Annotated in this window: 11 protein-coding genes and 1 pseudogene; 3 read left to right on the top strand and 9 right to left on the bottom strand. The window is 40.8% G+C overall.

The annotated features are described in order from the left end of the window. Positions 1 to 94: 94 nt before the first annotated feature. Positions 95 to 991: an alpha/beta hydrolase gene (locus JWR61_RS06115; RefSeq protein ID WP_301926952.1), complete on the bottom strand. Its 897-nt coding sequence runs from the start codon at positions 989 to 991 to the stop codon at positions 95 to 97. Between the two features lie 124 nt (positions 992 to 1,115). Beyond that, entirely contained in the window at positions 1,116 to 1,445 is a 330-nt protein-coding gene (locus JWR61_RS06120) for a carboxylesterase family protein (RefSeq protein WP_301926953.1), read from the bottom strand. A 354-nt stretch (positions 1,446 to 1,799) separates the two neighbouring features. On the opposite strand from JWR61_RS06120, the pseudogene JWR61_RS28230 reads away from it, so the two are divergent. Then, positions 1,800 to 2,441, top strand: a pseudogene (locus JWR61_RS28230) (helix-turn-helix domain-containing protein); the annotation flags it as partial. Between the two features lie 77 nt (positions 2,442 to 2,518). Continuing rightward, entirely contained in the window at positions 2,519 to 2,572 is a 54-nt protein-coding gene (locus tag JWR61_RS06125) for a hypothetical protein (RefSeq protein ID WP_301927101.1), read from the top strand. 96 nt (positions 2,573 to 2,668) lie between these two features. Here the strand turns inward: JWR61_RS06125 and JWR61_RS06130 are convergent, their stop codons facing one another. After that, the gene (locus JWR61_RS06130) at positions 2,669 to 5,941 is read right to left on the bottom strand and encodes a two-component regulator propeller domain-containing protein (RefSeq protein ID WP_301926954.1); all 3,273 of its coding nucleotides are present in this window, start codon (positions 5,939 to 5,941) and stop codon (positions 2,669 to 2,671) included. A 185-nt stretch (positions 5,942 to 6,126) separates the two neighbouring features. Beyond that, entirely contained in the window at positions 6,127 to 7,566 is a 1,440-nt protein-coding gene (locus tag JWR61_RS06135; RefSeq protein WP_301926955.1) for a hybrid sensor histidine kinase/response regulator, read from the bottom strand. A 469-nt stretch (positions 7,567 to 8,035) separates the two neighbouring features. Here JWR61_RS06135 and JWR61_RS06140 point away from each other — a divergent pair, with 469 nt between their 5' ends. Beyond that, a complete protein-coding gene (locus JWR61_RS06140; protein WP_301926956.1) occupies positions 8,036 to 8,371 on the top strand; it encodes a response regulator in 336 nt (111 codons plus the stop codon). Between the two features lie 142 nt (positions 8,372 to 8,513). On the opposite strand, the gene JWR61_RS06145 is transcribed toward JWR61_RS06140, so the two are convergent. The 5 genes from JWR61_RS06145 to JWR61_RS06165 form a co-directional block, all read right to left on the bottom strand. Then, positions 8,514 to 10,697 (bottom strand): catalase, encoded by a 2,184-nt coding sequence (locus tag JWR61_RS06145; protein ID WP_301926957.1) that lies wholly within the window; start codon positions 10,695 to 10,697, stop codon positions 8,514 to 8,516. Between the two features lie 305 nt (positions 10,698 to 11,002). Next, positions 11,003 to 11,167 carry a DUF1328 family protein gene (locus JWR61_RS06150; RefSeq protein ID WP_290336657.1) on the bottom strand — a complete coding sequence of 55 codons (165 nt, stop codon included), beginning with the start codon at positions 11,165 to 11,167 and terminating at the stop codon, positions 11,003 to 11,005. Between the two features lie 282 nt (positions 11,168 to 11,449). Further along, positions 11,450 to 12,061, bottom strand: coding sequence for a DUF4142 domain-containing protein (locus JWR61_RS06155; protein WP_301926958.1), 612 nt, complete (start codon positions 12,059 to 12,061; stop codon positions 11,450 to 11,452). Between the two features lie 249 nt (positions 12,062 to 12,310). Further along, the gene (locus JWR61_RS06160; RefSeq protein ID WP_301926959.1) at positions 12,311 to 12,745 is read right to left on the bottom strand and encodes a response regulator; all 435 of its coding nucleotides are present in this window, start codon (positions 12,743 to 12,745) and stop codon (positions 12,311 to 12,313) included. A 38-nt stretch (positions 12,746 to 12,783) separates the two neighbouring features. Next, the gene (locus JWR61_RS06165) at positions 12,784 to 14,688 is read right to left on the bottom strand and encodes a CHASE3 domain-containing protein (protein ID WP_301926960.1); all 1,905 of its coding nucleotides are present in this window, start codon (positions 14,686 to 14,688) and stop codon (positions 12,784 to 12,786) included. Between the last annotated feature and the right edge of the window lie 111 nt (positions 14,689 to 14,799).

The raw sequence follows: 14,799 nt of genomic DNA on the forward strand, positions 1-14,799 counted from the left end.
GCACAAAGTTCTTATTATTTAGCTGCTGCAATGGTATACCAATTACGGATTTATCTACCAATATTGCTGGTGGGCAATGCAATAAGCTGCTGCTTTACCTCAACTTTTCTTTCAGGAAAGCCATTACTTTATTTCTGATGTCATCGGCATCGAACATTACTCCAAAATGCGGTGCATCTTTTACGATGATCACTTCGTTTGGCACACCGGAGAGGCTTAACCAGGCGCTCAATAGTTTTGATTGTTTTGGAGATACGAGTTGATCTTTTTCTCCATGAATGATTAAGAATGGTGGATCATTTTTATCTACATAAGTCACCGGGCTGGCGGTCCTCGCTAAATCAGGACGGGCAAGCGGCGCTGCACCAATCAAAAGTCCTTCCGGTGATTTTGCATCATCCGCACCGGGAAAAAGTATCAATTCAGCAGGACCATAAAAATCTACCACGCCTTTGAAAGAAAAGGGCTTGGCTGCGCCGGCTATCGTAAATCCATGAACATTGTTATTGGCTGATAACCCCACCAATGAAGCCAGGTGGCCGCCGGCTGAAAAGCCCATCACGGCAAAACGGTTTTTATCAAAGCCGTATTTATCTGCATTCTCAAATAGAAATGAAACCGCCCGATTGCAGTCTTGTATTTGCGCCGGGAAAACTGCCTGCGTACTGAAGCGGTAATCGATAGAAGCCAGGGCAAAACCAGCGCCCACAATTTCCGCCACAGTTTTTTTCATGTAACCCATGTCGGCATATTTATCGTTGCTTAACCAGCCGCCACCATGAATAAAAATCACCAGCGGCAGTTTACCTTTTGCATTTGCCGGTAAGTAAATATCCAATAAATGTTTTTGCAGCGTGTCGCCGTTGTAAGGAATATTTCCCTTTAAAATTGTGCCCTGCGGAAATGCATCGATTACAGGATTTGTTTGAGCAAAGCAGCTGGTTGTAATAAAAATTACGCCGAGAACGACTTGAACAATTGTCTTTTTCATACCAAATTTTTTCTTACAATTTAATACTCTTCCGGATTCCGTTTATCATCTGCTCAATAAACTTTTGTGCGTACAATTACTATTCTGTTCTTTCCGTTTTCTTTCAATAAAAAAATTGGATGTTTTAATGTAAGTTTCCGGAAGTCACCGCTTTTTCAATTACGTCCAGTCTCGCCTTTTTGGGATCGGGTTTGGACGTCTTCGAGATAGAGTCAGCGCCCCGTGGAAAGCCCACCTGGGCGGCACTTGCGCCATATTGCGTGGCATCACGTACGCCCTTCCATGCAACAACTGGTTGTGGCGGGCGCCAGCGAAATTCACCCACCGGTGCCGCTGCATAAGGGATGCCTTTAAAACTGGACACTTCACCTGCCGTCACGCCACGCAAGTCGCCATTACTGGTATGAATGATAGGCCCATTGGCCGGGGTATTGGTTGCTGTTTGCTGGGCCATGCAAAGCAGGTGAAAAGGAGCAGCACTAAAGGGAATGACAATTTTTTCATCGTTAATTTTTATTTCGTTGGCAGTTTTATAAATGATGTTGTATTACGTAAAGGTCACTGCATTTTGCGGGCGGCATGGTATACCAATTGCGGTTTGTTCTACCAATATTGCTGATTTGGGGGATGCGCTGTAATGGGAGGATGGATAATGCGTTAATTTTATCAACATAAAACTTTGCATCATGAACGACCTGCGCCGTTTTGAAACCATCAATGATTACAACGCATTCAACAACAATGAAACGCGGCACCGCTGGTGAGCGTTGTGGATTTGTCGAAGGCGGATCCGCGGCAAGCCAGCAATATGTTTTTTGGTTTTTACACCGTGTTTTTAAAAGACGTAAAATGTGGCGACCTGCGTTATGGCAGGGCCAAATATGATTACCAGGAAGGCACGCTGGTGTTTATAGCACCGGGGCAAATTGTAAGCGTTGACAATACCGGCGAAACCTACCAGCCGAAAGGCTATGCATTGATCTTTCATGCGGACCTGATTCATGGTACAGCGCTTGGTCGGCATATACAGGACTATACTTTTTTTGGTTACCAGTCAAACGAAGCATTGCATTTATCCGAACGGGAGCGAAGGCTTATTTTAGATGGCTTCTCCAAAATTGAATACGAACTGGAACATGCCATTGACAACCATAGTAAGAAATTAATCGTGTCGAATATTGAACTGTTCCTGAACTATTGCAGCCGTTTTTATGAGCGCCAGTTTATTACCCGCGATATCGTGCACCAGGGCATTCTAGAAAGATTTGAAACCTTACTAAACGGATATTATCAGTCAGAAAAGCCGCAAACGATTGGCCTGCCATCTGTCGCCTATTGTGCCGGCGAACTCAATTTATCCCCGGGCTATTTTGGCGATTTAATAAAAAAAGAAACCGGCAAAACAGCGCAGGAGTATATACAGACCAAGGTGATTGATGTAGCTAAAGAAAGAATATTTGACCATAATAAATCCGTTAATCAAATTGCCTCCGAACTTGGATTTAAATATCCCAACATTTTGCCCGTTTGTTTAAACAACGTTCCGGCTGTACGCCAAATGAATATCGTCTTAGTAATTAATGAAGATTTATCTGCTGAAATACTCCCGCATTTCATCCAGTTCACGACAGTGATGAGATGAAGGGCAAGGAGGCAATAATAGAACAACTACCAAGGCTATGCGGCAGGCCTGGCATCAGGGATAGTGAAATAAAAAGTGCTGCCTTCTCCGGGTATACTCTCTACCCAAATTTTTCCATAGTGCAGTTCAACAATTTTTTTGCAGTGTGATAAACCGATACCGGAACCCTCGTATTCGGCCCGGGTATGTAAGCGTTGAAAAATATCAAATATCCTTTCGGTGTACTGGGCTTCTATGCCAATGCCATTGTCTCTAAATGCAAACTGCCAGTACTTTTGTGCTTTACTTACACTGATGGTTATATGTGGTACCATATTTTTCTTCCTGAATTTGATGGCATTCAGTATCAGGTTTTGAAACAGTATTTGCATCTCGAAAGCGTGACCATTAATAACGGGCAGTGTATCAGCCTCAATCACTGCATTGGTTTCAGTCACCGCAGCCATTATATCCTGCTTTACAGTCTTTAATATCTCATTGCAATTAATTCTTTCAAATTCTCTTTTTTCTCCTATCCTCGAAAAGTCCAGCAGGTCCGCTATCAGCACCCGCATTCTGTTTGATGCTTCAGAAAGAAAGGACAGGTATTTATCAGCTCTTTCATCTATTTTACCCTTGTACTGTTGCTGCAATAAATTTACAAAGCCGGTGGTAGTTCTCAGTGGCTCCTGCAAATCGTGTGAAGCTACGTAGGCAAATTGCTCCAGCTCTTTATTCTTCATGGTCAGGTCGTTGTTGGCAAGTACCAGTTGCATGGTTTTTTCATCTACCTGCTGTTGTAATTTTTCCTGTTGCTTTTTTATGGAGCTTACACGGTTTAAATACAACGCAACAATGCTGCCGCTAAGCACTACGAGGGCCAGTAGTTTAAACCACCAGGTTAAATAAAAAGGAGGTTTTATAAGCAGTTTAAGGGAAACAATTTTAGGCGACCATTTACCTTCATTGTTCAATCCTCTTACTTTAAAGGTGTATTCGCCCGGGTCAAGGTGGGTATAGGTAGCCAGCCTCTCTTTACCCGATTCGTTCCACTCCTTATCAAAACCTTCCAGCATGTAAGCGTATTTTTTTTTGTCTGAAGAAGTGTAATTCAGGGAGGCAAATTCAAAAGAAAAAACGGAGCTGGATGAGGGCAGTGTTATAAAATCTGTTTCAGTAATACTTTTTTTTAAAGGGGATTGCTGGCTTTCATTTGTGGCAATGGGCACTTTTTTATTAAAGATTTGAAAGTTGGTGATCAGCAGTGGGGGATCATAAGCTATGGTAGTGATACTATCGGGATTAAACTCGTTAAAGCCATTCACCCCGCCAAAGTACATCATACCGGTGTGGCTTCTACAAAATGCCTGTTCTTTAAATTCATCTGATTGCAACCCATCTGATACCTTATAGTTTGTAAATACCCTGCTAAATGGATTAAAGCGGCTTATCCCTTTGTTGGTACTAATCCAGTAATTCCGTTTATTATCTTCCAGTACAGCCAGGGTTAAATTTGCGGGCAAACCGTCTGCTACAGTTAGTAATGAAAAACGATTTGTTTTTTTATCATAGAGGTTTAAACCATTGCGGGTGCAAATCCAGAGCGTTCCATTCTGGTCCTCAAAAATAGAATACACATTATTATTGCTGATACTGTTTTTTGTATCATGGTGCAAAAAATGCCTGAAAGTGAGGGTCTGTTTATTGAACAGGTTCAAACCGCCGCCGTCCGTTGATATCCAGATATTACCATCGCGGTCCTGGAAAATGTTCTGAATATTTTCATTGGAAATGCCGTTCGGGTCGTTTGGATTATAAGGAAAATGGGTGAAGGTTTTACCATCCGCATTTAGCAAATTGAGTCCGCCGCCATAAGTACCTATCCAGATATTTTTATCCCTGTCTTCAAATATTTTCCATACGTTGTTGCTGCTGAGGCTGGTGGTATCCCCGGGGTTATGGATATAATGCCGGTATGTTTTTTTTACAGGGTTGTATACTGTTACTCCGGATGCCCAGCACCCCACCCAAATATTTTCTTTACTGTCTTCTGTAACAGAAATTACATAATCGCCGCAAATGCTTTGGCTGTTATCCCTGGCATGTTTAAAATAACTAAAATGACCGCTTTGGGCATCAAATAAATTTAACCCACCACCATCGGTACCAATCCAGATATTGAATTTGCTATCTTCAAAAATAGAAAGGACATTGTTATTGCTGAGGCTGTTTTTTTCCAACTTGTGTTTATAATGAAAAAAACTGCCTTTGTCACTATTAACCATATCAATTCCGCCTGAATAGTTGCCCAGCCACATATTTTTTTTTGCATCCCTGAAAAGGGCGTTGATAGAATTGTTGCTAATACTCCCCCCATCTACAGCGTCATTTTTGTATGTAATCATTGAGCCGCGTTCAAAATTTAAGAGGGATAGTCCGCCATTTTCTGTGCCTATCCACAGGTTTTTTTCATCGTCTTCACTAAAAGCGTACACGGCATTTGCCTGCAGGCTGTGTGGGTTGCTTTCATCTTTTTTGTAATGATGAAAAATACCTGTCTGGCGGTCGAAATAGTCCATGCCAGCACCGTCGGTGCCTATCCACAAACGTTTTTCACTGTCTTCAAACAGGGTGATGATATTATTGCCGGCAATGGATAAGGTGTTTTTTTCGTCGTGCAGATAATGAGTAAATGTCCTATTGTTTTTATTAAACAGGTTCACGCCTCCATTGAGGGTGGCTACCCATAGGTTATGCCGGGTATCTTCAAAAACGCATCTGATATAGTTGTCGGTGAGACTGGAGGTGTCACCGTTAATTTTTTTAAAATGTTCAATATGGTTCTGTTTGCGGTTCAGTAAGTCCAGACCGTTTACGGTACCTATCCACACATTTTCATTTTCATCTTCCCAAATACTATTTACATTGTCATCTGCTATACTGTTGCCGTTTTTTGCGTTGTGCCTGTATCTTATAAAACGTTCTTTATTGTGGTCATAAAGGCAAACACCCCCGCCCATAGTGGCTACCCAAAGGTCACCATTTTTACTTTTGGCTATACTTCTGATGTAATTGTTGCTGATACTGCTTGTGTCAGCAGGATCAGTTTTAAAAACAGTAAAGCGGTAACCGTCGTATTTATTTAAACCATCCGGTGTGCCGAACCACATAAAGCCACGATTGTCCTGTATAATAGCTTCTACATTATTTAATGAAAGTCCTTCCGAAGCACTGATATGGTCAAATTGTAAATGTTGATTTTGCGCATTGCTGCAAAAAAAGCAAAGTTGAAGCAAACAGAAGAAAAATAATCTTGAATTATGCGGCATTCGGCTATAGGATATTTACTGGTAAAACAAGGTTTAACTTCAATTACTGAATTGATTAGGTGAACCTGGAATTATTAAGGATGAAAGCAATGAAGAAAGCAATAAATCATGATAAACGTTGTAGAATTTACTTTATTGGGCTATAGAAAAAATTCTACAAATAAGGCTTAGACAAATTTCTGTCGCTATAGAGCAAAGTGTACCGTGAATAAAGTGCCCGCATTCAGTTGTGATTTTACATCTATTTTCGCGTTATGACTTTGAAGGATATTGAACGTGGTAGCCAACCCCAGGCCGATGCCATTTCTTTTGGAAGTAAAATAGGGTTCAAATAATTTGTCCTTATTTTCAGCACTGATGCCATAGCCATTGTCGCTGATCATTAAAATGGCCCTGTTATTTTGCACACTTGTGCTTATTTCTATTAAGCCCGTCGTATCCTCCACTGCTTCAATCGCATTTACAAGTATATTCAGAATAGCCATTTCCAGTTTTGCCGCATCAGCTTTCAGGACGGCGTCCTGCTGATCGAAGTGAAATTGTAAAGTGATATTGCGGAGCAGGAGTTTGTCTTGTACAGTAGCAACTACATTTCTAAGCAAGCTGTGAAGCGACACATCGTTTAAACTGATATCGGCAGGCCTCGAGCTTTGCAACAGCTCCGTTATAAGATCGTTAATACGCTGGCCGTTGCGTTGAATGATGTCAAGAAAAAAGTGAGTTTCCTCGTTATCAATGGTATCCAGTAAATTTTCTACCGCCAGTTTGATATTATTTAAAGGGTTTCTTACTTCATGAGCCAGGGTAAGTATAAAGCGGCCCGAAGCAGCCAGTTTCTCTGCGTGCAGACTTGATTTTTCCGCTTTTTTTAAATCGGTAATATCATGTATAATCCCCTGCAGGTAAGTATCTTCCTCACTGTCTACTTCCACAGAGGCAGATATCAGGCAGGTTTTAATTTCACCACCCGCAGTGATAAAGTCAGCTTCATAATTTTCAATTTCACCGTGTGTATGTACCGCGTTGAAAAAATAATCCATACCGCCTGGATCTTTTAAAAACGCAGTCAGTGGTCTGCCCTGGCAATCAGCAATACTGAAATCCAGGATATCTGTAACGGCATAGTTAATGTTGGTAATGGTTGTATCAGGTTTTGAAATGAACACAATATCTTTCGATTTTTCAAAAATGTTACGGTAGCGGCGTTCGTTTTCCTGGATAATCTGCAGGCTATGCAGGCGCTCCAGGCTATATCGCACAGTCCTTTCGAGTTTATCCGCATCCAGTTCTGCCTTTATCAGGTAATCAAAGGCGCCGGCCTTGGTAGCCTCTATATCTATATTATAATTGCCTTTACCGGTTAGTAAAATAAGGGGAGTAAGGATCTTTTTTGTTTTTACAGCTTTTATAAGATCAATACCGTTTTTTGCTCCCAGGCTGTAATCGCAAAAACAAATGGTGTAATTGTTCGCATACAATTCATCCAACGCATCGGCATAACGTTGTACCCATTTAATTTCAAACGTCCATACACGGATGTTTGAAAAATAGGTACTGATTAACAGAAAATCATCTTCATCATCTTCCACCACTAAAACTTTTACTAACTGCTGGCTGCTGTTCATATTTGGGGTAATTGAGATTGTATGCAGATCGGTGGACAAACTTATACCAATACCGTTTTCAGCTTTTGCAAAAATAGTGCCTTTGTAACTACAAACCAGACTGTGCAAATGTGTTTAAAAAAATAATTTGTGGTCCACACAAAAACGTTTGAAATGATCTGTTTACAAAAAGGCCGTTACCGGCGCCTGGTATTGACAAAGTAAACTCAGTAAACGCAACATGCTAATGGATGAATGACCGGGGCAATCGAATTGTTTATTTCCTACAAAAGGTTTCGTTGATTTGTCAGGCACTTCTCAAAATAAAATATTGGACTTTCCAACAGGTTCACTTAACAGTCCTGACTATTTTAATTAAACACAGGCCGATATCAGGGTAATAACTGTGCCATAGTTTACCAACAGCCCGAGGCAATGAAACCGCAGTCATGAATTAAATGAATGGCACAATGTTAGAAACATATAAGGTATGAAAAGAATACTAATCATTGATGACGAAAAAGACTTGTGCACCATAATAAAGCATTTTTTAATAAAGAAAAATTGTGACGTTGATATTGCACACAGCCTTAGCGAAGGCTATCATAAGCTGAGGCTCCGTAAACCTGATATACTGCTGCTGGATAATAACCTTCCAGATGGCAAGGGATGGTTAGCTGCCGTTGAAATAAAGCGAAAGTATCCCAATATCTCTATTACGCTGATAAGCGCCTACCGGGATAAAGCATTGTGCAATTATGATTTAAAGGAATTTAATATTCTCGAGAAGCCTGTTTCTTTGAGTAGTATTGAACAGTACATTTAAATACACTGGAAAAAATTGCCGGGTAAACAAGTACTCGAAAAACAAAATATTGTGGTATATCGACAAATGAATTTTGTGAAAAAAATAAAAAAGTTTATCCGGAGATAAACTTTTTTAAAAAAGAGGCATTTTAAAAAACTCGTTAAGCAGGCACCTTAACCTGGTTTTCCCTGTCCCAAAAACGGTGTTGGGCAATTGCCTTAATAAAAATATTGCTGTCTGCGGCACCGTCTGCGCCTATAACGATTCCCGTATTCATTCCATTGTCTTCAGGATCTTCTTCATTTAAACTATCGTAAAATGCAGTTTCTTCCAATACCTGCAGCGCATCCTTGTCGGCGGCAATGGCTTTGCAGTGCTTAAAGGCCTCGTTTAAAAAATGGATGGCATCGGGCTCTGCAGCCAGCGTTGCTACGCTATTGGTACCGCCGGGTACGTATACTGCATCATATAACACCGAAGCAGTGGTTAAAAAACTTTTCATGATGGGAAATTCAGTGTTATTGGCTGACTGGATGCTGCCTAATTTAGGTGCAATTAATTCTGCCACGGCTCCGGCCGCTTCCAGCGCATGCTGCATGTTCAGCAGTGCTTTTTCATCCACGTCATCTGCCACCAGGATGGCTATCTTCCTTGTAGCAACCGAATTTTTAGGGGTATGCTCCATACTCAGCGCATCCGACTTTTCGAGAGAGCTTTTTACCATTACCGGCTGATAATCTTCAGGATTTGCATCCGCGGGAAAGCTGCCATTCAGCAGCGCATCTTTGCCGGCAGAAGGGATAGAAAGACCAAGGTAAGTTGCTATTGGAGTAGCGAGGGCTTTATCAATGTACGACAGCAGCATCAATACTCTTTCCCTGATAGCTTTTGTTTCAACCTTACCCAGCTCAAATTTAAGCGCGTCGATAATGTGATTTTTTTCCGCCTCGCTCTGGCTGTTAAAGAATAAGGTCGCCTGGCTAAAATGGTCCAGGAAACTTTTACTGCGGCTGCGAATTTTTTGACTGTCAATTCTTTCAGGGTAGCTTGTAAAACCACCTTCCGCAGCTTTTGCCTGGAACGGACATCCGCCGCCCAAACTATTTGGCTCATAGCTTACGCGGCCTTTGTTAATTGTTTGGCGCATTTGCCCGTCCCGCTGGTTATTATGCACCGGGCTTAAGGGGCGGTTAATAGGCAGCTCCTGGAAATTATGGGTGCCCAGGCGGGACAATTGCGTGTCGATATAAGAAAATAACCTGCCTTGCAAAAGCGGGTCGTTGGTAATATCGATACCAGGTATTAAATGCGCAGGGCTAAATGCTACCTGCTCTGTTTCTGCAAAAAAGTTATCCGGGTTTTTATTGAGCGTTAGTTTGCCAATGCGTTGTACGGGTACAATTTCTTCAGGTATTAACTTGGTTGCATCCAGCAGATCAAATTCAAATTTGTGTTCGTCTGCTTCCGGTATTATTTGCACACCAAGTTCCCATTCGGGGAAACTGCCCGACTCAATAGCTTCCCACAAATCCTGCCGGTGGAAATCAGAATTTTTTCCGGAAATTTTTTGTGCCTCATCCCACGCAACGGAGTGAACTCCCAATAAAGGTTTCCAGTGAAACTTAACAAAATGCGATTCGCCGGCTGCGTTGATCAACCTGAAAGTGTGTACGCCAAAGCCTTCCATCATTCTGAGGCTTCTTGGTATGGCACGGTCGCTCATTACCCACATAATCATGTGCATGCTTTCGGGCATCAGGCTGATGAAATCCCAGAAGGTATCATGTGCCGAAGCAGCCTGTGGCATTTCGTGATGTGGCTCGGGCTTTACAGCATGTACCAAATCGGGAAACTTAATGGCATCCTGTATAAAAAACACTGGTATATTATTGCCCACTATGTCGTAGTTTCCTTCGTCTGTGTAAAACTTTACTGCAAAACCGCGTACATCTCTTGCCAGATCTGTTGATCCTCTTGAACCGGCTACTGTTGAAAAGCGTACAAATACGGGTGTTTTTTTACCGGTTTCAGTAAATAGCTTTGCCTTCGTAAATTTTTCCAGTGACTCATTCAGTTCAAAATAACCATGTGCGGCTGAACCACGTGCATGCACAATCCGTTCAGGAATCCGCTCATGATCGAAATGATGAATTTTTTCCCTAAGAATAAAATCTTCTATCAGTGTGCCGCCGCGTTCGCCATCTTTTAAAGAATTTTGATTATCATTAATTCTTACACCGTGGTTGGTAGTTAAAAATTCATTTGCATCGTTCTTTGTAACGCCTGCAAGGTCTTCTGTTTTTTTGCTTTTATATTTTCCGTTTTGCGATTGTTGTTTGGCCATGGTACCAATTTTTTAATAGTTGAAAGAGTGGGTTTAAAAATGTTGCGGTAACAGCTTGTAGAAATTTACTGCCGGCAATAGCAGGCTTACATTGGAGTAGACTAATTAATTCAGAACATGCCATGTTATAACTTTGAATGACTTGAAATGAAATTTAATTTATAGGATGTTAAAAGATTTGACAGCAGTTGCCGGAAGCAGGGGATAGGTAAAAGGTGATACCCCAATTAATTACCAGATAAAAAATGCAGACCATATTTCAGTGTTGAATAATGGTCTGCATTATACAGTTGTTGCAATAAATTTTACTCCACTGTTCTCTTACCCAGGAAGAAAGATAAAACGAACAACACAAGAAAAATATAGAATAAAATTTTTGCAATACCGGCTGCTCCTGCTGCAATACCGCCAAAACCAAAGATGGCAGCAATAATTGCAATAACCAGGAATGTGACTGTCCAACGTAACATAATAATAAATTTAAGTTGATAAAAAATGAGATGTATATGTGATAATTAAATTAACAATCATGCCAAATGTAGCTGGTCCACACTCATAAGTACTAATGTGGGTATCACACTTACTTTTCAGGCTGCTTTGTATTGAAAACCTTACCCATAAGTGCTTACATGGCGAGCCGCCTTTTTTTTAACTGATTTATTTGTAGAAATAATTCTTCAAAACGGGTAAAATGTAAACAAAAAGGGAAAGCACATGCTTTCCCTTTTTATAAATTAATACCAATGAGTTAATTAATGTTTTCCGGTAATTGCTTTTGTGCTGTCCAGGTGGGCCAGTAACACTGGTAAAGTTTTACCTGCAAACGTTTTTATTTCAGGGTCTTTACAATCCTTCGCTGCCTTTTCAAATTCTTTTACATCATTTTTGTGATCGTCCAGCATCATATTCATGTATGCTTTATCAAAATCATTCCCTTTCTTTTTCATTAAATCATCCATATCTTTTTGGGCATCTGAACCAATGCTGGAAGGCAGAGTAATGTTCTTTGAAGCGGCAATGCTTTTTAGTTCTTCGTTTGCTTTTGTATGATCTTTAACCATCATGGCGCCAAAATCTTTTACTCTTTTGCTGACAGCGTTTTGTTGCGCATAATTTCCCAACTGCACTTCCATCATACCTCCATTGGCAGCTTTCACTGCAAAGTCAGCATCATCTTTATCTACGGGCATAGTGTTCATTTTAGTTGCAGATGTTGCTGTATCCATCTTAGCTGCTGTGGAAGCACTGTCTTTGTTATCATTGGCTTCATTTGCAGCTTTCACACTATCAGTATTGCTACCAGAGTTACATGCCTGGGCCATCGCTATTACAGCAATAAATAAGGCACTTTTTACATTTTTCATAAATTTTGTTTTTAAGTTTTAAAACCATGCAAAATCAAACATTAAGCCAAATGGAATAATAGCTGTGCCGGTATAGGTGTGAGAAAAATTATGCGGAAATAACACTGCAAAAAGCGGTTTGTAGATTTATTTCCCCTGTAATTTCAATGTAGGGTAGATAAGTTGACTTCAGCAGTATATCGTTACAAGCATGGGTACAACAAATACCATACAAACGAAAAGGTGCAAACGTTGGTTGGCAGTCAGCCCTTAAATAATAAAGTCTCTCATTGAAAAAGGGTGCTTGGGCGAAGGTGGAAGTCCGACAACGATCTGGCGGAGTTTGGCACGAAATAAATCAAAATCAATTGGTTTATGAAAAAAGGCAGCAGCGCCCAATTTTCTGCTCTTTTCAATAGTGGCTGTATCATTGGCGGTTGTAAAAATAATCACCGGGATATCCCGGTAAAACTGTTCTTTTTTTAACGCTTGTAAACATTCAAAGCCGTTCATAATCGGCATATTAAGGTCCAGGAAAATCATGTCGGGCGATGGAATGGACTGTAATTTTTGCAAGGCGTCAGCACCATTTATGGCAGTATCACATCTTACACTATTGTCCACCTGTTTCAGGGCTTCCCTGAACAGCATCTGGTCGTCTTCATCATCATCTACCATCAGGATGTACCGTGCGTTGTGGGTCATTGTTTTCTTTGTTACCGGGCTGTCTACAAATTACGGAATTACTGGCTAATATCAACCAATTCATCTTGGCAGGGCAAATATAAATTAAATATCGCTCCAATGCCTGTTTGTCCGCTGGCGGTGATAAAGCCATTGTGATTGTGCATAATTTTTTTACAAATAGCCAGCCCTATGCCCGTGCCTTCGTAGGCCGACCTGCCGTGCAGTCGCTGAAAAAGTTCAAAAATTTTATGTTCATACTGCTGGTCAAATCCAATTCCATTGTCAGCGATAGCTATCTTCCAGAACTTACCCTTTACCCCGGGTATTTCTGCTTTCGATACTTCATCAGCAAGCAGTTGAGCATGTATAATAATATGGGGCGCTGAATCTTTTTTACTGTATTTCACCGCATTGTGAATAAGGTTGGAAAACAGTTGCACCAATTGCATTTGTATACCTGGCACGGTTGGCAGCTTGCCGCATTCAATAGTTACTTTTTTTTCGTCGAGTAATTCAGTGAGGTTTGTTTTTACTTCTTCTATTACCAGGTTGAGGTTGGTAGCCTTAAACTGTATTTCCTGCTTACTGGCGTTGGAATAACTCAGCAATGCATTGATGAGATTTTGCATGCGGGCGGCCGCGGAAACAATTCTGTTAAAATAATCTTTAGTAGCCTCACTAAAAGCCAATTCAGTTTCTTTGGCAAGAATCAATTTACTAAAGGATTGAATTTTTCTCAATGGCTCCTGTAAATCATGTGAGGCGATATAAGTGAAAGATTCCAGCTCTTCATTATTCTGTTCCAGTTCAAGGTTTTTTGCTGCCAGCGTTTCCCTGAGTAAAACGTCTTTGGACACGTCCTGTACTGTACCTATCAATAAGGTACTGTTTTCGTTTTCTATAAATCTGCCACTGGAGCGCATATGGCGAATGGAGCCCTGTTTGGTGATGATTCGGTAGTCATGTTCAACAAGGGTTTTGGTTTCAAATGTTTCTTTACCATCCCTGATAACCTGCTCTTTATCGTCCGGGTGAATAAACCTGAGGAAGGATTCAAATGTTGGCATAAAATCACCAGGTTCGTATCCAAGCAGGCGAAACAGGTTGTCAGAATATTTAAGCTCTCCGCTTTGCATATTCCACGAATAACTGCCGATGGAGGCGTTTTCCTCGGCATGGGCATAAATATTGTTTGTGATGGTTAGTTCTTCATTCAGGTTTTTCAATTGCTCGGTACGTTCTGTTACTTTTATTTCCAGCTCGGCAGCAAAGTTTTTTGCGGTTTCCTGAAGCTGCTGCGCCATTGCTTCGTTGTCTTCTGCCCTCACACGTAAACGCATTTCGTTTCTCAGTCTGAAAAAAGCGATGGTTACAATAATGATGGCAATCAATGAAAACAGCAGTGAGTAAAGGGGGGTTATAAAAGCGGTATATTCCTGTTGTAATTTTCTCCGGGATATTAAATCATCTTCAATTTCCAGCATGTGTGTAACCAGGCTTCTAACATTATCCATTACAAATTTGCCTTTATCAAAAAAAATATCCAGCGAATCAGCTGAGGTAACCCCGGTCTCATTCTCTTTTAAAACCAAACTTAACAATTCAAAACTCCTGACTGACAGTATCCTCAGGCTATCTGCATTTTTTTGTTGTTGCGCATCGTTTTCCAACAGTTCCTTAATTACATCGATGCTTGTTTCTACCTTATCCGAAGCCCCATAATAGGGTTGCAAAAAGGTTTGTTTTTTAGTAAGCAAAAAGCCGCGTACCCCGGTCTCTGCGTTTAACAAGTCACTCAGCACCTGGTTGACCCTGTTTTTTATTCTGTAACTGGTATTTAATAAATTGCTGGTTTCAGTTTGCGAGTTAATGCGTTGATAAGAAATAAAACTGGTGATAAATAACAGTACAAGCAGACCCGTAAAAAATATATCAGGCAACATGATACGTCTCTTGTTCATTCGCTGATTTTTGGTTTGGTGTTATTTTCGTAATTTTTTGATTAGTGCCGTCAGATAAAAATAGGGCATTTGTATTAATAAAAGTGCGAATACTGTGGCTGTCCGGAACGG

The sequence above is a fragment of the Ferruginibacter sp. genome, from assembly GCF_028288465.1.
In the GTDB taxonomy this organism is placed as follows: domain Bacteria; phylum Bacteroidota; class Bacteroidia; order Chitinophagales; family Chitinophagaceae; genus Ferruginibacter.